Origin of the sequence: Nostoc sp. (genome assembly GCF_036917435.1) — a bacterium.
Classification (GTDB): Bacteria; Cyanobacteriota; Cyanobacteriia; order Cyanobacteriales; family Nostocaceae; genus Nostoc.
The window spans coordinates 130,279-150,349 of the sequence record NZ_JBALDM010000038.1 but is presented as its reverse complement, the minus strand read 5'-3'; the positions used below and the strand labels follow the sequence as shown (position 1 = coordinate 150,349).

Sequence of the window (20,071 nt, the reverse complement as noted above, 5' to 3'; positions counted from 1 at the left end):
ATCTAATGGAATATAATCCTTATGACATTCTGGGTGTATCCCCAGCAGCATCCAAAGCTGAAATTGCAAAAGCTGTAGCAGTGGCAATGAAGCAAAAAAAACATCCTGTGGATATCATTGCTAAAGCTCAAAAAAGCTTACTAAAACCAGAAGAACGCATCATAGCCGACTATTTACGTCCTATACTACCTGCTATCAAACACTTCAAATATAGTGATTTATCGGACTTACTTCAGCCAGTACCTAGACTGGTATTATTGCCAGAATTTGATGGATTAGAGCAAGCGATCGCTCAATCCGTTCAAGAAGAACGCCTAGAGCGAGAGCCTTTACCGATGATGCTATCAGAGTTATTGACTGAGGGCATTACAGCTTGCAAAGAAGGACGTTACCCCAAAGCGATCAAATATCTTGAAGACCACTGTCAAGGCTCTACAGACCGGAATAGTCAAGATTACATTCAAGCACAAATGTGGCTGATTAAAGTGTATAAAATGGTTGGACAGTTAGAAAGAGCGATCGCCCTTTGTCAGCTTTTGAGTAACCATACCCATCCGCAAGTGCAAACTTGGGCAATTAAGACCTTACCGATGTTATCAAAAGAGGTTTCCCATGTCTAATTTTATTCTTAACGAAGAGAAGCGCGACTGGCTTAAGCAAGAATTTGGCAACCTCCAAAAGGAAAAAGTTTTACTACAACAATCCTTGCGAGAACAGCAAACTCAAACCGCAGCAAACACTGAAGATTTATTTTTAGAACTGCTAGAAATTGGTGATGCATTAGAAGCTTTACTGGATTATTTAGAACAAAACCCCAACCCAAGCCCAGAGTTTCTCCAGCGTTTACCCAAGTCTGTAGGGGCGGTTAATCGGAAGTTTCTTGGTGTACTAGGAAAACGCCAAGTCTTACCTATAGAGATAGAACTGCAAAGTACACAGCCAGATTTTAATTTATGCCGTGTTGTCGATCGTGAAGAAAGAAATGATATAGCAGATCAAACAATTACTAAAATCGTCCGTCGAGGGTTTTCTTTAGGAGAGAAGACTCTGCGCCCAACAGAGATAATCACATCCAAATCATCAGTTGGGGAATCATAGCTGCTGTTTAGATCGAGAGACAGCCTAGCAATTAGCTGTTTGCTTTCAAAACCCTTCATTGTGGCACATTTTAATGTGGCACAATCAACTGGAATTTTACTGGAATTTTTTCATTAGAATGTGTATATATCATCACTAATTTAACAGCCTGTTGGAGGGCTACTATGAAATACTGTCGCCCCCGACTTCAGTTTAGCGGCAGCTGGTTGTTGGCTATACTTACCGCCATCACAGCGACTCCTGTAATCGCACAGACAGCGAATTTTGCTACTTTAAACTTATCAGCAAACTTTAATCCAGCCCAAGGAACAGTACAGGGGTTTACAGGTGGTTCTTATTCATTGTCTGCCATCAGTAACCGCGATCGCGATCAAAAAGCATGTATAGGCTTTGCCGATCCCAATCCAGATCACATTATGGTTTTGGAAAAAGACTTTTCCCAGCTGACAATACAAGTAGATAGCGGGGGAAGCGACACCACTTTAATGATCCAAGGCCCAGATCAAACTACGATTCGTTGCGGTGATGATACTGGTAAAAGTAAAGATGCTAGCGTTAGCGATCGCAACTGGAAAAGTGGCACTTATCGGATTTGGGTAGGTACATTCAATCCTGGAGTCAAGCACGATTACACCCTGACAGTAGAGCAGCAGTAATGGGAAGTTTGGAGTTTGGAGTTTGGAGTTTGGAGTTTGGAGTTTGGAGTTCAGTGATTAATAACTAATTCCCAATGCCCAATGCCCAATGCCCAATGCCCAATGCCCAATGCCCAATGCCCAATTTTTACGTGCAACACCTGAAAGGATAATATAGGAGAGTAGCTTGTCGTGCTTTCCGAGGGTGCTATCTCGTGCTATCTATACTGCGTGCTGACTTTCGTATCATCTTTGAACGTGACCCAGCTGCCCGTAACTGGTTGGAAGTTTTATTTTGTTACCCTGGTTTGCAAGCCCTGCTATTTCATAGGCTGGCTCACTGGCTGTACACTCTCGGTCTTCCCTTTATTCCTCGCCTGATTTCTCACTTGGCTCGGTTTTTGACTGGAATTGAAATCCATCCTGGTGCAGCAATTGGGCAAAGTGTGTTTATTGACCACGGTATGGGTGTAGTAATTGGTGAAACTGCGATCGTGGGAGACTATGCCCTAATTTATCAAGGTGTCACCCTTGGGGGTACTGGTAAAGAATGTGGCAAACGCCATCCAACTGTGGGCGAAAATGTCGTGGTTGGGGCGGGAGCGAAGGTGTTGGGCAATATTCAAGTTGGGAATAATGTCCGTATTGGTGCTGGGTCTGTTGTACTCAGGGATGTCCCTTCTGATTGTACTGTAGTCGGTGTGCCTGGGCGGATTATATATCGTTCTGGAGTTCGGGTTGCACCTCTGGAACACAGTAATTTACCAGATTCGGAAGCCGAAGTGATTCGTGCTTTAGTAGACCGGATTGAGGCGCTAGAAGAACAAATACAAAATCTTCAGCGCAGCAAGTCTTCTGAAAAAATTCTTGTGTTGGCAGGTTGTATAGCTTCTAACCAGGCTGATGTATTACAAGATGCTCCTGTGTGCAGCCTTAAAGATAAGGCAATACAGCAGTTTCTAGATGGTGCGGGTATTTAAAGAAAGTTAGGAGTAGAGACGCGATTAATCGCGTCTGTATAGGAGTGAGGAATAAAAATTATCTTTGCGCCTTTTGACTCATGACTCCTGACGGACAAAATTAAGGATTAATTTCTTCACAAAACCATTCCTGATTTTCATCGTGGCGATAAAACCTTCTATTTTGTGGTTCGCCGCGTAGTTCTAAGTGGTCTACCTGCGCTGGGTTGAGTAGCAGTAGGCAAAAATTAGGCACTGGCTGTATGGGGTTGGGTGCTGGTGGTGCAAAAGCTTCTGGGGTTTCAACTCTGGGTTTACCAGGATGGGGCCAAGCAAACTGTAAACGTGCCGCATCACTCAATTCTTGCCAGATGGAAATTCGGGCTGGCTGTAATTCCTGGTGAGAATCATCACTGCTGACTAGGGTCAAATCGCCATTGATGCGGAATTGTTCTCGTGTATTGGGGAAGTACCAGCAAATTTCTGCCCAAGGTTGTTGTTGTATCTGATCGGCTTTAGCGCTACGGATATCTGTGATAAATCTTAGCTGGTTTGTATCTTCCAGGAAGCCGCGAAAGACTAGGGTACGATTAGCGGGGCGACCGTTTGGCTGCACTGTTGCTAGTTGGAGGTAACGGGCATAAACAAGACTGCGGTTGCGATGGAGTGCATGAGCGATCGCACCTCGCCAAGGAGCAAGAGACATATTAATTCGTAGTTCGTAATTCGTAATTCGTAATTAAGACAGTTAGAAGGTTTGGATCTGTTGTCTTATTTTAGACAATTGGTGCGATATAAAGTGAATAATTTTGTAATCGTCTGTGGGTGAAGTTTATTTCCAATTCGACGCAGAATATACACTATGTTGTATAAATTCGCAGGTGATTTTATGGCAGGAATTCAAGTTGGTATTGAGGGTGAAGGCGCACCAGCAGCAGCCGAGGCTTTGCTAGAAATCCCTGGAATATCGGGAAGCTATGAAGTGCCGACGCAAAGAGAGGGAACTTTGGCGGCGATCGCTACTATTATTACCATTGTGGGTGGTGTTGCGGCTTTAGCTGAACAAATTCGCAAATTGTATCAAGAATGGCATAAATCTCATCCTGGGAAGCAATTTGATGTGGTCATTCTTGACCCTGATAATGGAAATAGGATTTTACTCGAAGAAGCTACTATAGAGGAAATCACGGAAATCCTCAAATCTCTCAGCAAATAAGTGCAAACTATCCGCATTCAACTTCGGGAAAGTACGCAGGAAACAGTTGAACTCAGGTATTGGCTACCTCAAATAAAGCACTATGAATCACGTCGCCTGAAATTAGCAGAAATCGCTGATTTACTCAAGCAGGGAGAACGAGATTACTATAAACTGCTGCCCAATTTACCAGGAATCGGGAAGCAGTTATTTTTTTGGTTGGATAGCGATGGACGCTGGTTGAGTCGGGGAATTGCTGACTGTCGCGGTGAGGGGTTGGTAATTGCCATTGATACTGATAAAAAATTGGCACATTTACCTTGGGAAGTGTTGCATGATGATAAGGATTTTTTGGTAAAGCGGGTTAATCCGGTGGTTTTACCTCTGCGCTGGATTGAGAAAGAAACGGAAGGGTTTTCTGTAGAAGCACGACAATTGCGAGTATTGTTTATGGCAACCGACCCGGAAGATGTGGAACCAAAGTTAGAGTTTGAACAGGAAGAGGCGAGAATTCTGGCTGATACGCGAGATTTTGCTGTCGATTTGCGGGTGGAAGAAAGCGGTTGCGTCAGCGAGTTGGGTAAGGTGTGGAGTCGCTATCTTGATGACTTTGATGTGTTTCACCTCACAGGACACGCGTCAATTACTCCTGGTGAAGCGGAAAAGAACCCCACCCCCAACCCCTCCCCGCAAGCGAGGAGGGGGGAAGGTTTAGAGGCGAATACGCCTTATTTTATTACTGAAACGGAAGTTGGAGAACGTCACGAAACTACAGCCGCAGAACTGGCGGAAGTTTTTCGGTTTAGATTTCCCAAATTGGTGTTTTTGTCTGGGTGTCGGACTGGACAAGCACCAGATAAAGGGGCTGTCCCTTCTATGGCTGAGGCACTAATTGCACAAGGGGCTAGGGCGGTTTTAAGTTGGGGGCGACCTGTGGAAGACCGGACTGCGACAGCCGCCGCCGCACACCTCTACGGCAAATTGGCTGCGGGATATCAATTAGCTGAAGCACTCGCTAGCACTTATCAGCTGTTGTTTAAACAGAATGTGCGTGACTGGCATTTGTTGCGGTTATATATTCAGGGAGAATGTCCCGGTGCGTTCGTGGAAGTGTGGGGAGATTTGCCACCCTCAGCGCCGGAACCTGCATATCAACAATTTTTAGATCCCGATACCCAACTGGTGCGGGTGGCGAAACCCTCTGAGTTTGTTGGCAGACGGCGGACTTTGCAACGTTGTCTCAAAGCGATTCGCACTTCATTGGGGGTACTCATTCACGGACTGGGGGGTGTGGGTAAGAGTACTGTGACTGCGCGACTTCTCGAAAGGATGGTTGGCTATGACAGGCTGGTGAATTTTCGGCAACTGGATGAGGATAAATTGCTCAAAACCCTTGCTGAACAATGTACCTCGGAACGGGGGCATGAAATTCTCAATGGCAAGTTACCGTTGATGCAGCGCCTCACCAAGTTTTTCATCGAAGGACTGAATACCAAAGAACAGCGCTTTGCTTTTGTGCTGGATGACTTTGAGGCAAATTTGGAATTACGAAATGGGGTTTATCTGTTGCAACCACAAGTTGTAGATGTACTGCTGGCGTTGCTGAAGGCGATTCAAAATTCCCAACTCCCCCACAAGGTAATTATTACCTGTCGCTACAATTTTTCATTGTCGGAACTGAATCATCGTCTGTACCGCGAATCTCTGGGTGCTTTGGGTGGGGCAGATTTAATTAAAAAGTATAATCGTCTGGATTCGTTTAATGGCACTTTGGTGATTGATGCAGAATTGCAGGAACTCGCCAAAAAAGCAGCAGATGGAAATCCTCGGCTGTTGGAATGGTTGGATAAAATTCTTTCTGAAAACATTGCAGATAATCTCGCCACAATCTTAAAGAAGATGGAAGTGGCAGAAGAAAAATTTCGTGAGAATATCTTGGCTGAGGAATTGCTGAAGCAGCAAAGTCCAGGTTTGCGGAAAATGCTGGGTAAGTTGTTGGTGTATGAGTTACCTGTTGTTCTAGCTGCTATTTCCCCGATTTGTGAGGATATCTCAAGTTGGGAAATTCATATTCAACGCGCTGAAATTTTGGGTTTGTTGGAAGTTACGCTTACCAACAACACAGAGAGGTTGTATCGGGTTCCCCGGATTTTGTCACCGTTGCTAGAGTTTCCAGAAAACCCCAAGGGTGAAGAGTTGTATAAGCAAGCTGCACAAATTTTGTATCGCCTGTGGTGGAAAGAGGCGGAAACTGCTACGGAAGCACAAGAGTTAGAAATTCATCGCTTGGCTTTGTTGGGGAAGTATGAAGAAATTGCGGCGGAAACAGCCTTCTATTTAGCAAATAGCTGGAAAATTCAAAGCCGTTTTCGGGAAGCAGTGCAACTGTGCAAATCTACCTTGGAACTCACTCCAGACTACCGCGTTTTACATGAAATAGCTCGCTCTCAAGCACAACTTGGTGAAGTTGAACAAGCACAGCAGTATTATCAGCAAGCACTTGAATTTTGTTTGCAAACAGACGAAACAGAAAAAGCCGCAATAATTCATAACCTAGCAGGTATCTACGCCAACAAAGGAGAAGTGGATGAAGCGATCAGACTCTACAATCAGTCTTTGGAAATAAAAGAACGCATTGGTGATGTCCAAGGCAAAGCGGGGACGTTGCACCAACTGGGAGGTATCTACGCCAACAAAGGGGAAGTCGATGAAGCGATCGCACTCTACAATCAGTCTTTGGAAATAAATGAACGCATTGGTAATATCCAAGGCAAAGCGGCGACGTTACACCAACTGGCTATTCTCTACGCCAATAAAGGGGAAGTGGATGAAGCGATCGCACTCTACAATCAGTCTTTAGAAATAGATGAACGCATTGGATATGTCCAAAGCAAAGCGGCGACGTTGCACCAACTGGGAATAATCTACGCCGACAAAGGGGAAGTGGATGAAGCGATCGCATTCTACAATCAGTCTTTGGAAATAACTCAACGCATTGGATATGTCCAAGGCAAAGCGGTGACGTTGCACCAACTGGGAGTAATCCACGCCAACAAAGGGGAAGTAGATCAAGCGATCACACTCTACAATCAGTCTTTGGAAATAACTGAACGTATTGGATATGTCCAAAGCAAAGCGGCGACGTTGCACCAACTGGGAAGTATCTATGCCAACAAAGGGGAAGTGGATCAAGCGATCGCACTCTACAATCAAGTCCTTGAAATTGATGAACGCAGTGGAAATGTCCAAGGCAAAGCGGTGACGTTGAACAGACTGGGACGTATTTACGCCGACAAAGGGGAAGTGGATGAAGCGATCAGACTCTACAATCAGTCTTTGGAAATAACTCAACGCATTGGTGATGTCCGAACTCAAGCAATGACTCTGTGGTGGCTAGGAGATTTGGCAGAACAGCAGGGTGAATACACTAAAGCTATATCCTATTTGCAACCAGCTTTAGAAATTTTGCAGCGATTGAAGTCACCGGATGCTGAAAGTGTGAGTGCAAGTCTTGATAGGGTAATTCGTAATTCGTAATTACAGAACGGAAAGATTTTTTGTCTCGCCCAGAGGCGCAAAGAAGAAGGCAAGAATGTGGTTTAAGCAAATAAAAACTGCTGTAATGAGTCTTTGAACTCCGTGAACGAGTCTTTGAACTCCGTGAACGAGTCTTTGAACTCCGTGAACGAGTCTTTGAACTCCGTGAACGAGTCTTTGAACTCCGTGAACGAGGCTTTGAACTCCGTGAACGAGGCTTTGATATTCGCGCGAGAGTCTTTAATACTCGTGAATGAGTGTTGACAGCAATTCAGGTGAGAGAATCAGGATCTATGCCGAGCGATCGCAACTGTTCTAATAATAATTGGGTGCGTCGCTGTGCTTGTTGAGCTTCTTGTTTTGCTTCTTTTGCCTGTTCTTCTGGTGTTAAAAGCCTTTCCCCTTGCTGGTTATACCAATACAACCACTCACGGGGAATGCCTATATAAGTTCCCCGTTCGATGCCAATTCCTAAACCGATTTCTGGCAACCAAGCAGGATGAGTATTTTCTAATATTACATAGCCACCATTAATTAATTTATATACTTCTAACCGTGGCTTGCGGCGGCGAAGTGGGTTGTAAACTACATAATATAAAATCCCTAGTTTTGCATACTCTGCTTTTTTCGTTGAGTATTCACCACGATAATTGTGCGAAACTACCTCTAAGACTAATATTGGTAGTTTCTTTTCTTCCCAAAGCACATAACTAGGGCGAAGATTTTCATCATAAAATCGTTCTACGCCCAGACTTAAAAACCCATCTGGTACTATTGGCGGTAAATCTGGATCGTAATAAATACCCATGCGAATACCAAAAAACCAATCCATGCGTTCTGCCCAAGCCATTGCTAATACGCTTCTGAGTAAATCGGGAATTGATTTTTGTAATTGATTATCTACTGGGGTATCGTCAGAGTCAGGTAGTTCTTTTGAAGAGGGCAAACGAGCTGATGGATCGTAATTTACCATGATGGACTTACCGTTCCTCAGTTATTAATACATCTTTATTTTCTAAATTAATTTTGATCGCAATTTCAATGAGAGAATCTGGATCTACACCAAGCTATAGACTCTTTACTAATTCGTAATTCATATATGAAAACCTATGACTGGATTGTGGTTGGCGGTGGAATTGCGGGTGCTGCACTCGCTTATGAATTAGTCAAAACAGGTTTTGCTGTACTTTTATTGGAGCAATACCAAACACCACAGAATGCAACTCGCTATAGTTATGGTGGGCTTGCTTATTGGTCGGGGAATACGCCACTAACTCGGCAATTGTGCGAAGATGCGATCGCGCGTTACCATATCCTATCTCAAGAGTTAGACGCTGATATCCAGTTTCGGGAATTAGATTTATTACTTACTATTTCAGCCGCTAATGACCCAGAAGCAACGGCTGCATCATATAATGATTCTGCCATCCCACCTCGTTTACTCAGTATCCAAGAAGCTTGTGAGTTGGAACCACAGCTAAATCCAGAAGCGATATCTGGTGCTTTAACTGTTAAACACGGTCATATTCACCCAGAAAAAACAGCACTAGCTTACATCCAAGCTTTTCTACGGGCTGGCGGTGAAATGCAGATTACCCAAGTATTACAAGTACTGCAAGATGGTGTAAAAACCACTACTGCAACTTTCCACAGCGCGAACGTTGTCATCTGTGCGGGTGGACTCAGCCGCCAACTACTAAAATCTGCTGGTATTCCCGTAAAACTGTATTTTACCCACGCAGAAATCATTGAAACCCCACCTGTGGATGTGGAGTTACGCACCTTAGTTATGCCAGCGAATCAGCAACGGTTTCAACTCGAAGCTGAATCTTCTCAAGTTGATGAATTGTGGGATGGACTAGGTAATGAGTTAGTACCACCGATTTTAGATACGGGTGCAATTCAGTTTCAAGATGGTAGTATCCGCATTGGTCAAATTAGCCGTGCGATCGCAGATCCTCATGCCAAGGTAAACTCAGAGTCAAGTGAAAAGTGGCTGCGAAAAAGTGTTGGTCAAGTTTTACCAGCTTTGGGAAATTTACCAGGAACTTGGCATCATTGCTTGGTGGCATTTAGTAGCGATCGCCAGCCGTTGATTGGTACTATCCCAGGATTTGACAGCATTCATTTATTCTGGGGATTTAGCAGTCCTTTAGCGATCATACCACCTTTAGCAAAGCATTTTGCTAACTTTGCTTCTGGCAAGAAAGATGAAATTATTCTCCAGCTATCTCTTCATAATTGACAATAATTTCAGAAGACCGAGCTTAACAAAGATTAACATTGCAAAGTTATTTTTTTGTTACAAAAATCAGACATTTTGTATAAACAGTAACTTTTTACTAGTAAACTATCGCACTATCATCACATTTTAAAGTTTGATATTGTCAGCTTTCCATTAAGTTAGTTGATTCATCAAGAGGAAAATTCATCAAGATATGAGAAGACAATTTAACAGACGCAAGTTTTTAATCTACGGTTCTCTAACTTTTGGAAGCAGCTTTTTTATCAAAGCTTGCGCGAATAATTCCCCAACTGTTACAGAAAGTCCAGTCGCGTCTCCTGCTGCAACTCCTGCTGCGGCTACTGCTGGTAACACCATCAAAGTAGGTATTTTGCACTCTCTGAGTGGTACGATGGCTATTAGTGAAAAAAGCGTTGTCGATGCTGAAAAATTAGCAATCAAGGAAATTAACGCTGCTGGTGGTATCTTAGGTAAACAAATTGAAGCAGTTACCGAAGATGGTGCTTCTAACTGGGATACTTTTAGAGAAAAAGCAACTAAGTTAATCGATCAAGATAAAGTTGCTGTAGTTTTTGGTTGCTGGACTTCTGCTAGCCGTAAAAATGTGAAGCCAGTATTCGAGAGCAAAAATCACATGCTCTGGTATCCTGTGCAATATGAAGGACAAGAGTGTTCTAAAAATATTTTCTACACTGGTGCTGCACCAAATCAACAAATTGAGCCATCTGTTGATTGGTTGTTAAAAAATAAGGGTAAAGAATTCTTTTTAGTTGGCTCGGACTATGTTTTTCCTCGCACTGCTAACACAATTATTAAAGCCCAATTAGAAGCTTTAGGCGGGAAAACAGTTGGTGAGGATTATTTACCTCTTGGCAACACAGAAGTTACACCTATCATTACTAAAATAAAACAAAGTTTGCCCAATGGTGGCGTGATTTATAACACCTTAAATGGTGATAGTAATGTCGCTTTCTTCAAACAATTAAAAGGGGCTGGATTGACACCAGATAAATATCCCTCTATGTCTGTAAGTATTGCTGAAGAAGAAGTCAAAGCAATTGGTGTAGAATATCTCAAAGGTCATTATGCAGCTTGGAACTATTTCCAAACAGTAGACACACCTGCTAATAAGAAGTTTGTTGCAGCTTTCAAGAAAGAGTACGGTGAAAACCGGGTAACAAATGACCCAATGGAAGCAGCATACATCGCCGTTTATTTGTGGAAGCAAGCAGTAGAAAAAGCTGGGACTACAGACATAGCTAAAGTCAGTGCTGCGGCTTATGGTCAAACTCTAGATGCACCTGAAGGTAAAGTGACAATGGGTGCTAATCATCACATATCCAAAATTGTGCGGATTGGTCAAGTTAGGCAAGATGGTTTATTTGATATTGTCTATGCTACTCCGACAGCAGTTGAACCAGTTCCTTGGAATCAATTTGTAAAAGAAACTAAGGGATTTGCTTGTGATTGGTCTGACCCTGCTAAAGGTGGTAAGTACAAGAAAGTTTAAATAATTCGTAATTCGTAATTACTAATTAATCAATCTTAACTTTGTAGGGTGCGTTATAGCGAAGTGCAACGCACCATTTAGAGGATGTTTGAAAAGTGGTTGGCTGTGATTTTAATAGAATGATTACCCCCCTTAATCCCCCCTTGGAAAGGGGGGAAACCGGAAAATAATCTAGTTCCCTCCCCTTTATAAGGGGAGGGTTAGGGTGGGGTAAAAATATTTGATACATCAATCATAACTTTTAAAATTACAAATTAGTATGTGAGGGAAAAAGTGTTAACAGGTTTTTTAGAAGCTGTATTTAATGGCATTAGTATCGGTGCTGTATTATTAATTGCTGCATTGGGATTAGCCATTATATTTGGATTGATGGGTGTCATCAATATGGCACATGGTGAGTTGATGATGTTTGGGGCTTATACAACATTTGTTGTGCAAAATGTCTGTAAGCAATTGGGCGGAGTATGGTTTGAAGTCTATATATTTTTGGCTTTGATTATTGCTTTTATATTCACGGCTGCTGTGGGATTAATTCTAGAGAAAGGCGTGATTCGTTATCTCTATGGACGACCGTTAGAAACTCTCTTGGCAACTTGGGGAGTAAGTTTAATTTTTCAGCAGTTGGTTCGCAGCGTCAATTGGGTCTTGGTAATTGGCATAGCTATATTTTCTCTATTCTTTTTTGGAGGTTTATGGATTTTGAATTCCCGTACTGATTTGGGAAGGGTTCGTAACTGGATTGTGGCAGTAATATTTTTACTATCGTTAGGGGTGACAATCACAACGGTAAATTTATTAAGCAAAACTTATCAGCTAGCAGTAACTCAACCTTGGTTTGGCGCTCAAAATGTAGATGTAACAGCACCTACTTGGTTACAAGCAGGGATGTCTCTTGGTGGTGTGCAATTACCCTTTGCTAGATTATTTATTATCGCTTTAACAATAATCTGTGTGGCGGGAATTTATTTATTTTTACAACGTTCTAGCTGGGGTTTAAGAATTCGGGCTGTGACACAAAACCGGAGTATGAGTGCTTGTTTGGGTATCCCAACTCAAAAGGTTGATGCGATTACTTTTGCACTAGGTTCTGGTTTAGCTGGTGTGGCTGGATGTGCGATTAGTTTACTCGGTTCGGTGGGGCCAAATACGGGACAAAACTATATTATTGATACTTTTATGGTGGTTGTGGTTGGCGGCGTAGGGAATCTAGCCGGGACGATTGTTGCTGCTTTGGGTATTGGGACGGCTAATTTTTTAATTGGTTCTGGGACTCTGGCTTTGTTGTTTACTCCTGTTAAACCTTTGGCTGATTTCTTTACTTTTTTTGCGACGACGAGTATGGCGAAGGTGATGGTATTTGCGCTGATTATTGTGTTTTTACAATGGAAGCCTGGGGGGATTTTTCCGCAGAAGGGACGTACTGTTGATGTTTAAACGAACCGCAGAGACGCAGAGGGCGCAGAGAATGAGGAGGAGGGGAGGAGGGTTGTTAATTGAGGTGGGGGTGGTAGTTGCGATCGCACTTTTCCTTATAATTATCATGCCACTGTTGCTGTCGGAGTTTCGCCTGAATTTGTTGGGGCGATTTTTGTCGCTGGCGATCGCAGCTTTGGGTATTGATTTGATTTGGGGGTATACTGGTCTATTGAGTTTGGGACATGGTATTTTCTTTGGTTTGGGTGGATATGCGATCGCAATGTACCTAAAACTGCAAGTCCCTACTGGTGAATTGCCTGATTTCATGGGACTCTATGGGGTTACGGAACTTCCCGCGTTTTGGAAACCTTTTTATTCTTTTCCTTTGACAATAGCTGGTGTGGTGTTGATTCCAGGGTTATTGGCGGGATTGTTGGGATATTTGGTTTTCCGTAATCGTCTCAAGGGAGTTTATTTTTCTATCTTGACTCAAGCGGGAACGATTGTATTTTTCAACTTCTTTAACGGTCAACAACAATTTTTCAACGGTACGAATGGGCTGATAGATTTTACAACTTTGTTCGGGGCAACGGTCAGCGATGCGAAAACGCAGTTTGTTTTCTACACGCTAACGGTAGTGTTTCTCGCAATTACCTACGGTATTTGTCGCTGGTTGACAACTGGACGCTTTGGCAGATTGTTGATAGCGATTCGTGATGATGAAAGTCGGGTAAGGTTTTCTGGCTACGATCCTACAGATTTTAAGGTGCTGGTGTTTGCAGTTTCAGGTGCGATCGCAGGTATAGCAGGAGCATATTACACCATTCAAAGTGGTTCTGTCTCACCCAGAGCAATGGATATTGCTTTTTCCATTGAAATGGTGATTTGGGTAGCTGTAGGCGGCCGCGCTACTTTAATTGGCGCAATTGTCGGAACTTTGTTAGTAAATTATGCCCGTACTTTTTTAAGCGAACAATTTGCTGAAATCTGGCTATTTTTTCAAGGCGCACTATTTTTGATAGTCGTTACAGTGCTTCCCGACGGTATAGTGGGATGGTTGCGTAGTCAGAATATTTCTGTTTTCAATCGCCCTCAAGAAATTGCTACATATCCCACCTTGGAAGAAGACCCAGAAGTGCAACATGAACGCAAAAATATTGGAAACTGAAAACGTCACTGTGAGTTTTGACGGTTTTAAGGCGTTAAATCAGCTTAACTTTAGTATGGATGTGGGTGAATTACGAGTAGTAATTGGCCCCAATGGTGCAGGAAAGACAACATTTCTAGATGTGATTACCGGGAAAGTGCAACCAACCGTTGGGCGAGTTTTATTCAAAGGAAGAAACCTGCGTTCTTTACCTGAATATAAAATTGCCAGATTGGGAATTGGGCGAAAGTTCCAAACACCCCGAATTTACTTAAATTTAACGCCTCGTGAAAATCTAGAAATTACCAGTAACAAGAATAAAAATGTCTTTTCTACTTTGTTTGAACGTTCTAACGCTGTTGAAAAGAATAATATTAAAGGATTGTTAGAAACCATCGGTTTAACTCCAAAAGCTGACATCAGAGCAGGTTTACTTTCTCACGGCGAAAAGCAACGTTTAGAAATTGGGATGTTAGTAGCACAATCACCTGATTTATTACTTGTTGATGAACCAGCTGCGGGCTTGACAGATGAAGAAACTTATAAGATTGGCGAACTGCTTTTAGCACTAGCGCAAAGCCATTCCATTTTAGTTATTGAACACGATATGGAATTTGTGCGTCAAATTGCCAATAAAGTAACGGTATTACATGAAGGTTCGGTGTTATGTGAAGGAAATTTTGAGGAAGTGCAAAATGATTCTCGTGTGATTGAAGTATATCTAGGAAAACAGGAAGAATAAAAAACTCAATTGTACTTTCTATTCGCCTGGTGATTCTGCTCGATTTGCGCTATTAAATACCTGCTCTACTGTTAGCGCCCAATCAGCAATTACCACTGATTCCATAGAAGTTGCACCTGTAAATAACTTATCCTCATACTGTCCTTACACCCACTGGTAAATCGTAATTTGTTGCATCTGTCGGTCAACAATCCAATACTCCAATATTTCCCTAGCAGCATACTCCGTCCGCTTGTAGCGATAATCACGAACGCGATTGACCGTTCCCGGAGAAACAATATTTTGTTCAAAAATCAAATAGGAGTCCTACATCACACACTCTAGATATACTATAGTCACAAGCTTAGTGTATGAGGAAATATGAGGTTTAATGTAACGGTTGATCGTGATGAAGATGGTGCATGGATTGTAGAGTGCCCCAGTATTCCGGGTTGTGTGAGTCAAGGTCAGACTAAGAAAGAAGCACTAGAAAATATCAAAGATGCAATAGCTGCTTGTCTACAAGTTCGTGCCGAGCGCGGTTTGCCACTTACCATAGAGACTCACCAAGTAGAGGTTGTGGCTTAGTTATGGCCTCTGCTATTCCTGTTCTTAACGGACGTGAAGTTGTTCGTGTGTTTGAGTCATTTGGTTAGGAAGTTGCACGCCAAAGTGGAAGCCATATAATTCTGGTTAAAGAAGGAGAGTTAGCCACACTATCTGTTCCTGAGCATCGTGAAGTAGCGAAAGGAACGTTGCGAAGTTTGATTCGCACTGCGGGGCTTACAGTGAGCGAGTTTGTTTCTGCAATTTGAGTGGATTATGACCTTATCATATTGAGGTTATTGGACAAAAGCATAACAAATAAATCTTTCTTTTTGCCTCTGCGTTAAATTTTAATATCTACGTAATTTATAATGCTACAAATTTCTAATCTTGACGTTTACTACGGTGAAAGCCATATTCTTCGCAATGTAGATTTAAGCGTACCATCTGGGCAAATGATTTGCCTGATTGGACGCAATGGCGTGGGGAAATCTACATTACTCAAAACAATTATGGGTTTACTCAAACCCCGTAGCGGTACAATTAACTTAGCTGGAGAATTAATCAATTCAAAATCTCCCGACCAAAGGGCAAAGTTAGGAATTGGTTATGTCCCCCAAGGGCGAGAAATTATTCCCCGTTTGACAGTCAAAGAAAATCTGCTGCTGGGGTTGGAAGCTAGAAAGAAACCAGTAAAAAAAGCAGAAATTTCAGAGGAAGTTTTTAGCTTATTTCCGGTGTTAAAAACCATGCTTTCGCGGATGGGTGGAGATTTGAGCGGGGGACAGCAGCAACAATTAGCGATCGCACGTGCTTTAATGGGAGAACCTCAATTACTTGTCTTAGATGAACCCACGGAAGGTATTCAACCCTCCATCATCCTTGAAATTGAAGCCGCAGTCCGTCGCATCGTCGAAACCAAAGGCATTTCGGTTTTATTGGTAGAGCAACATTTGCACTTTGTCCGTCAGGCTGATTACTATTACGCTATGCAAAAAGGCGGTATTGTCGCCTCCGGTTCCACAGCCGAACTTAGCCAAGATGTGATTCAACGCTTCTTAGCTGTTTAATTTTGGAGATGTCTATATCAATTGTCTCAGAAGTAATCAAGTCTGCTGCTTCTTGTAAAAGCTCATGCTGTTCCTTTTGAATTACTTCCAAGCGACTAGAAATTTCTGCCAATCGTTGTTGTTTATTTGGTTGAAAATTTTCCAGTGGTAAAGCTGGTAGGATATCAGTTGTTTTAGTAGCCTTAATTTGTTGAACAGCAAAACTACCAGCTTTAGTTAAAGATAAAAAACCTACTTTAATCAAAGTCTGAAGCAATTTTAACGGAACTTGGAGTATTGACCAACTAGCTGTTTCAATTAAGCGGACAATTGCTTTGATGATGCTCCAAATTAGAGCAAGTGCAAACAGCAAAACCACTATACTAATAATTGGATGATTAGTCGCCCAACCTAGTATTTGAACTAACCTAAAAAATATCGGGTGTTGTGTCACCCAATCACCTACAGAAAATGCCATTGCATCTTTAACTGCGCCCGATGTTGTACTTTTAAATTTCTCAGCAGTTTGCCAAGTTTGCTCTAAACTTGTTGTAACTGTATCAGTTGTTGTAGTTGCTGTCGTCTTTAAAGACTCTCCAACTTGCTGTGCTGAGTTACTTAGAGAATTAACGCTTCCACCTACAAAATCTTTTACATTTTGCAAGCGTTGTAAAACTCCATTAGGCAAATGTATGTCTATTTGGGATTCCATAAAATGTTATAAATCCAAATCACCTTGACTTGCAAGTTGCAATTGTTATCAAACAGAATTCAGGAGTCAGAATTCAGAATGAATTCTGTACGAGTGGCGGATGAATAACTGGGTTTAAGACCCCCACCAAATTTTAAATTTGGTGGTCTTCAATCAGTGGCGGGTCTGAATCCCCGACTGATTGATTCTGACTCCTGAATTCTGACTTCTGAATTCTTCTTCAATCTCTAGCTTTTTTGAGTACTTCTGGATGAGAATTTGATTACTTTTAATATTTCTCTAACTCGAAGCGCTAGTATAAAACCGTAACGCAAACCGCCAAAACCAAGTAGAAGCGAAAAACAACGCTACTGCTAATATTGCCGCACCTATCAACCAGCTAATTTCACTGCGACCCAGTAACACCTGGGCTGGTACAGTAGTTAAAAAAGCCACAGGCATCACAAAGGTGAAGAAAAAGCGGTAAGTAGTGGGATATGCAGCGATGGGATATCGCCCAGCTTCCAACAAACCACTCAGCACTTCGGTAGCGTTGTATATTTTGACGAACCAAATACTCATCGATCCCAGCATAAACCACAGACTGTATAAAATCACGAAGCTGAATAATAACGGCAGCATACCAATTAGATAGCCATTTATCCCTACACCGAGGCGTTTACCTGCATAGCCAATAATAATACAACCAAAAACTAAATCCGGCAGTCCCCAAGGTGAAAGGGTATGAGTGGAAAGCCAAAACTGACTGCGGATAGGCTTTAATAATATAAAGTCCAAAGTGCCTTCCTGGACATGGCGGACAATGCGATTCAAGTTTGACGCTAGAAAAGTCGCAGAAAAGCCTTGTAGTAAGGTAAAAATTCCTAAAACTACTAAAGCTGCTTCCCATGACCAGCCACTAAAAGTATAACCAGTGCGGTAAAACAAGAATAGTCCAAAGAGGCTACCCGCAAGATTTCCCAAGCTGGTGAGGGTAGCGATGAAAAAATTAACACGATACTCTAACTCAGCTGCGATCGCAGCACCCCAAAATAGTCTTAGTACTTTCAAATATCTTTGCATCTTGCACCCACAACCTAAAATGTCCTATTTGTAACTATCTTTATAAAAATTACACAATAACTTTTTGTAAATTTAATATTACTTTTTATTCAGGAAAATTGCTAAACGTTAAGATATTTTAGGCTTATTCTTTAACGGTAAAAGATTTTATGCATTTAGATTTACCAGACCTAATTACAAAAATTGGCTACTTTGGGGTATGGGCAATTATCTTTGCCGAATCTGGCTTGCTAATTGGTTTTTTTCTGCCGGGAGATAGTTTGCTATTTACTGCTGGATTTCTTGCATCTGTTCCAGAACCAGTGTTTAACATTTGGGTGCTGATTTTTGGTGCTTTTGTTTGTGCAGTCCTTGGTGATAATGTTGGCTACGCTACAGGACACAAATTTGGTAGAAAATTATTTCAGAAAGAAGATTCATGGTTGTTTCAGAAAAAACACTTGGTAAAAACCCAGGATTTTTATCATAAACATGGCAAAAAAACGTTAGTTTTGGCGAGATTTACACCGATTATTCGGACTTTTGCGCCAATTGTAGCTGGACTTGGTGCCATGCATTACCGAACATTTATGTCTTACAACTTAATCGGTGGCTTTCTTTGGACATTTGGCATTACTCTGTTAGGATTTTTCTTAGGAAAATCTCTGCCACCTGAACAGGTAGATAAGTATTTATTACCAATTATTGGATTAATTATAATTATTTCTTTAGTACCATCGATTATTCATGTAGTACAAGAGAATAGGGCAAATAAAAGTTAAAATATCTTTTGGATTTACTAAGTAAACCAAGTTTTAGAACCTTTCTCTCTGTGTTCTCTGTGGCTCTGTGGTTCGTTATTTAATCCAAGTATTGTTAGGTTGACATACTACGGATTAATTGCAGAATTAGCCATTTTGATCAAAGAAGTGCGATCGCCACCTTTCAACCCAACAACATATTGCACACCCTGTTGTCTCCAAGTCAAGGTAGCATCTGAGCAACCCGCACCACAAGTAAAATCTACAAAATAGCCAGTGATTCCCTTAGCTAAGGATACACGTTTCCCATTCAGATGGGGTGTTTTGCGGGTTACAGCTTCAGCCGTAACCGCGCCCAAACGACAAGCAGAAGCACCATAACAATCGGGAGTGAAAGCAAGTGAAATCTCGTAGTTTTTTGGCGTAGCATAGTCTATATTTGCGTAAATTGGATTTTTCCCATCCGACTCAGGAATAAACCTCGGTAAGAGAATCCGAATCTGAGTTTTTTGCTTTAATTTTGGCAAAATAGATTTAAAAACTGGGTGTGGCGGGGTTTTACTCTGCTGTGCTATCAGTTGGGACTGATTGTTTATATTGGCTATGGCTGAATTGTGAAAGCTGTTAATGCTGACTAATAAAAATACGCCACACACAGCACTAATATTTCTAAAGCTTAAAATCATCTTTGAAAACCTGTTTCATCTAAAGTCTTTATTTGTAATACCCATTTTGAGTAGCAAATTACCTATTAAAGATAAAGAGCGCTTTGAGTCAGTTAGACTAAAGAAGAAATTACTTAATAAGTTTTAATAATTCTGTTATGAGTACTGATTCACCTGTTAATTCCCCAGATAAGTCTGAATCTCCATTAGGGAAGCGTTTGAGAAACTTCTTAATTGTAATGGTAGCGATCGCTCTTAGCGTTGCCCTAGTCTTAGGATTGCGAACTGAAACAACTTCGGCAACCCTAGCCAAATTAAGCGAATCGTCCACACCGCTAGAAGTAGCCGTCAGCAACGGCAAACCATCTCTAGTAGAGTTTTATGCTGACTGGTGTACTGTCTGCCAGAAAATGGCACCAGATATCACTCAACTGGAAACAGAGTATGCTGACAAGATGAATTTTGTCATGCTGAATGTGGATAATACCAAGTGGCTACCAGACATGCTGAAATATCGGGTAGATGGGATTCCCCATTTTGTATTTTTGAGTCAGCAAGGCGAAACCATAGCCCAAGCAATCGGCGATCAACCCCGGACGATTATGGCTAGTAACTTAGAAGCTTTAGTTACTGGTTCGTCTCTCCCTTATGCCCAAGCTAGCGCTAGCGGGAAAGTTTCTAAATTTTCAGCCCCAGTAGCGCCAACGGCTAATCAAGACGATCCCCGTAGTCATGGTAGCCAAGTAGTAGATTAGCACATTGGAAGCATGGGGTACGAGTGCAGAAAAAGAGCGATCGCGCACCTTTTATAAGTCTCTCGGTAAGCGTAAAACT

21 protein-coding genes and 1 pseudogene are annotated in these 20,071 nt (G+C 42.0%); 16 read left to right on the top strand and 6 right to left on the bottom strand.

What is annotated here, in order from left to right; all coding sequences use genetic code 11:
* Positions 1–5: 5 nt before the first annotated feature.
* From V7K98_RS18580 to cysE, 4 genes are all read left to right on the top strand, one after another.
* The gene (locus V7K98_RS18580; RefSeq protein ID WP_335024380.1) at positions 6–620 is read left to right on the top strand and encodes a molecular chaperone DnaJ; all 615 of its coding nucleotides are present in this window, start codon (positions 6–8) and stop codon (positions 618–620) included.
* Positions 613–1,098: a nucleotide exchange factor GrpE gene (locus V7K98_RS18575; protein ID WP_335024379.1), complete on the top strand. Its 486-nt coding sequence runs from the start codon at positions 613–615 to the stop codon at positions 1,096–1,098. Before V7K98_RS18580 ends, V7K98_RS18575 begins: the two co-directional genes overlap by 8 nt.
* A gap of 164 nt (positions 1,099–1,262) precedes the next feature.
* Positions 1,263–1,754, top strand: coding sequence for a hypothetical protein (locus V7K98_RS18570; RefSeq protein ID WP_335024377.1), 492 nt, complete (start codon positions 1,263–1,265; stop codon positions 1,752–1,754).
* A gap of 194 nt (positions 1,755–1,948) precedes the next feature.
* On the top strand, positions 1,949–2,713 hold the full coding sequence (gene cysE / locus V7K98_RS18565; RefSeq protein ID WP_335024375.1) for a serine O-acetyltransferase: 765 nt from the start codon (positions 1,949–1,951) through the stop codon (positions 2,711–2,713).
* Between the two features lie 100 nt (positions 2,714–2,813).
* Here the strand turns inward: cysE and V7K98_RS18560 are convergent, their stop codons facing one another.
* Positions 2,814–3,398: an Npun_F5749 family FMN-dependent PPOX-type flavoprotein gene (locus tag V7K98_RS18560; protein WP_335024373.1), complete on the bottom strand. Its 585-nt coding sequence runs from the start codon at positions 3,396–3,398 to the stop codon at positions 2,814–2,816.
* Between the two features lie 183 nt (positions 3,399–3,581).
* Here V7K98_RS18560 and V7K98_RS18555 point away from each other — a divergent pair, with 183 nt between their 5' ends.
* A complete protein-coding gene (locus V7K98_RS18555) occupies positions 3,582–3,908 on the top strand; it encodes a hypothetical protein (RefSeq protein WP_335024403.1) in 327 nt (108 codons plus the stop codon).
* Positions 3,909–7,424: a tetratricopeptide repeat protein gene (locus V7K98_RS18550; RefSeq protein ID WP_335024371.1), complete on the top strand. Its 3,516-nt coding sequence runs from the start codon at positions 3,909–3,911 to the stop codon at positions 7,422–7,424. It abuts the gene before it with no gap.
* Positions 7,425–7,695: 271 nt separating this feature from the next.
* Here V7K98_RS18550 and V7K98_RS18545 read toward each other — a convergent pair whose 3' ends face one another.
* On the bottom strand, positions 7,696–8,397 hold the full coding sequence (locus V7K98_RS18545) for a Uma2 family endonuclease (RefSeq protein WP_335024369.1): 702 nt from the start codon (positions 8,395–8,397) through the stop codon (positions 7,696–7,698).
* A 126-nt stretch (positions 8,398–8,523) separates the two neighbouring features.
* Here V7K98_RS18545 and V7K98_RS18540 point away from each other — a divergent pair, with 126 nt between their 5' ends.
* The 5 genes from V7K98_RS18540 to urtD all read left to right on the top strand — a co-directional run bounded on the left by V7K98_RS18540 (position 8,524) and on the right by urtD (position 14,484).
* Positions 8,524–9,669: an NAD(P)/FAD-dependent oxidoreductase gene (locus V7K98_RS18540; RefSeq protein ID WP_335024367.1), complete on the top strand. Its 1,146-nt coding sequence runs from the start codon at positions 8,524–8,526 to the stop codon at positions 9,667–9,669.
* Positions 9,670–9,862: 193 nt separating this feature from the next.
* A complete protein-coding gene (gene urtA / locus V7K98_RS18535) occupies positions 9,863–11,179 on the top strand; it encodes an urea ABC transporter substrate-binding protein (protein ID WP_335024365.1) in 1,317 nt (438 codons plus the stop codon).
* A gap of 273 nt (positions 11,180–11,452) precedes the next feature.
* Positions 11,453–12,613, top strand: coding sequence for an ABC transporter permease subunit (locus V7K98_RS18530; RefSeq protein WP_335024401.1), 1,161 nt, complete (start codon positions 11,453–11,455; stop codon positions 12,611–12,613).
* Between the two features lie 31 nt (positions 12,614–12,644).
* The gene (gene urtC, locus V7K98_RS18525) at positions 12,645–13,763 is read left to right on the top strand and encodes an urea ABC transporter permease subunit UrtC (protein WP_335024364.1); all 1,119 of its coding nucleotides are present in this window, start codon (positions 12,645–12,647) and stop codon (positions 13,761–13,763) included.
* Positions 13,738–14,484 carry an urea ABC transporter ATP-binding protein UrtD gene (gene urtD, locus V7K98_RS18520; RefSeq protein ID WP_335024362.1) on the top strand — a complete coding sequence of 249 codons (747 nt, stop codon included), beginning with the start codon at positions 13,738–13,740 and terminating at the stop codon, positions 14,482–14,484. Before urtC ends, urtD begins: the two co-directional genes overlap by 26 nt.
* Positions 14,485–14,628: 144 nt before the next feature.
* Here urtD and V7K98_RS18515 read toward each other — a convergent pair whose 3' ends face one another.
* A complete protein-coding gene (locus V7K98_RS18515; RefSeq protein ID WP_335024360.1) occupies positions 14,629–14,781 on the bottom strand; it encodes a Uma2 family endonuclease in 153 nt (50 codons plus the stop codon).
* Between the two features lie 63 nt (positions 14,782–14,844).
* Between V7K98_RS18515 and V7K98_RS18510 the strand changes: the two genes are divergently transcribed.
* The 3 genes and pseudogenes from V7K98_RS18510 (at position 14,845) to urtE (ending at position 16,079) form a co-directional block, all read left to right on the top strand.
* Positions 14,845–15,051, top strand: a complete 207-nt coding sequence (locus V7K98_RS18510; RefSeq protein ID WP_094331380.1) for a type II toxin-antitoxin system HicB family antitoxin — start codon at positions 14,845–14,847, stop codon at positions 15,049–15,051.
* A gap of 80 nt (positions 15,052–15,131) precedes the next feature.
* Positions 15,132–15,278, top strand: a pseudogene (locus V7K98_RS18505) (type II toxin-antitoxin system HicA family toxin); the annotation flags it as partial.
* Positions 15,279–15,380: 102 nt separating this feature from the next.
* Positions 15,381–16,079, top strand: a complete 699-nt coding sequence (gene urtE, locus V7K98_RS18500) for an urea ABC transporter ATP-binding subunit UrtE (RefSeq protein WP_335024358.1) — start codon at positions 15,381–15,383, stop codon at positions 16,077–16,079.
* Here the strand turns inward: urtE and V7K98_RS18495 are convergent.
* Complete coding sequence (locus V7K98_RS18495) at positions 16,042–16,770, bottom strand: hypothetical protein (protein ID WP_335024356.1); 729 nt, start codon at positions 16,768–16,770, stop codon at positions 16,042–16,044. The two genes, urtE and V7K98_RS18495, sit on opposite strands and share 38 nt — an antisense overlap.
* 279 nt (positions 16,771–17,049) lie before the next feature.
* The gene (locus tag V7K98_RS18490) at positions 17,050–17,832 is read right to left on the bottom strand and encodes an ABC transporter permease (protein WP_335024354.1); all 783 of its coding nucleotides are present in this window, start codon (positions 17,830–17,832) and stop codon (positions 17,050–17,052) included.
* Between the two features lie 149 nt (positions 17,833–17,981).
* Between V7K98_RS18490 and V7K98_RS18485 the strand changes: the two genes are divergently transcribed.
* Positions 17,982–18,593, top strand: a complete 612-nt coding sequence (locus tag V7K98_RS18485) for a DedA family protein (RefSeq protein ID WP_335024352.1) — start codon at positions 17,982–17,984, stop codon at positions 18,591–18,593.
* A 107-nt stretch (positions 18,594–18,700) separates the two neighbouring features.
* On the opposite strand, the gene V7K98_RS18480 is transcribed toward V7K98_RS18485, so the two are convergent.
* Positions 18,701–19,258 carry a hypothetical protein gene (locus tag V7K98_RS18480; RefSeq protein WP_335024350.1) on the bottom strand — a complete coding sequence of 186 codons (558 nt, stop codon included), beginning with the start codon at positions 19,256–19,258 and terminating at the stop codon, positions 18,701–18,703.
* Positions 19,259–19,395: 137 nt separating this feature from the next.
* Here V7K98_RS18480 and V7K98_RS18475 point away from each other — a divergent pair, with 137 nt between their 5' ends.
* Complete coding sequence (locus V7K98_RS18475) at positions 19,396–19,992, top strand: thioredoxin family protein (RefSeq protein ID WP_335024348.1); 597 nt, start codon at positions 19,396–19,398, stop codon at positions 19,990–19,992.
* Positions 19,993–20,071 lie beyond the last annotated feature (79 nt).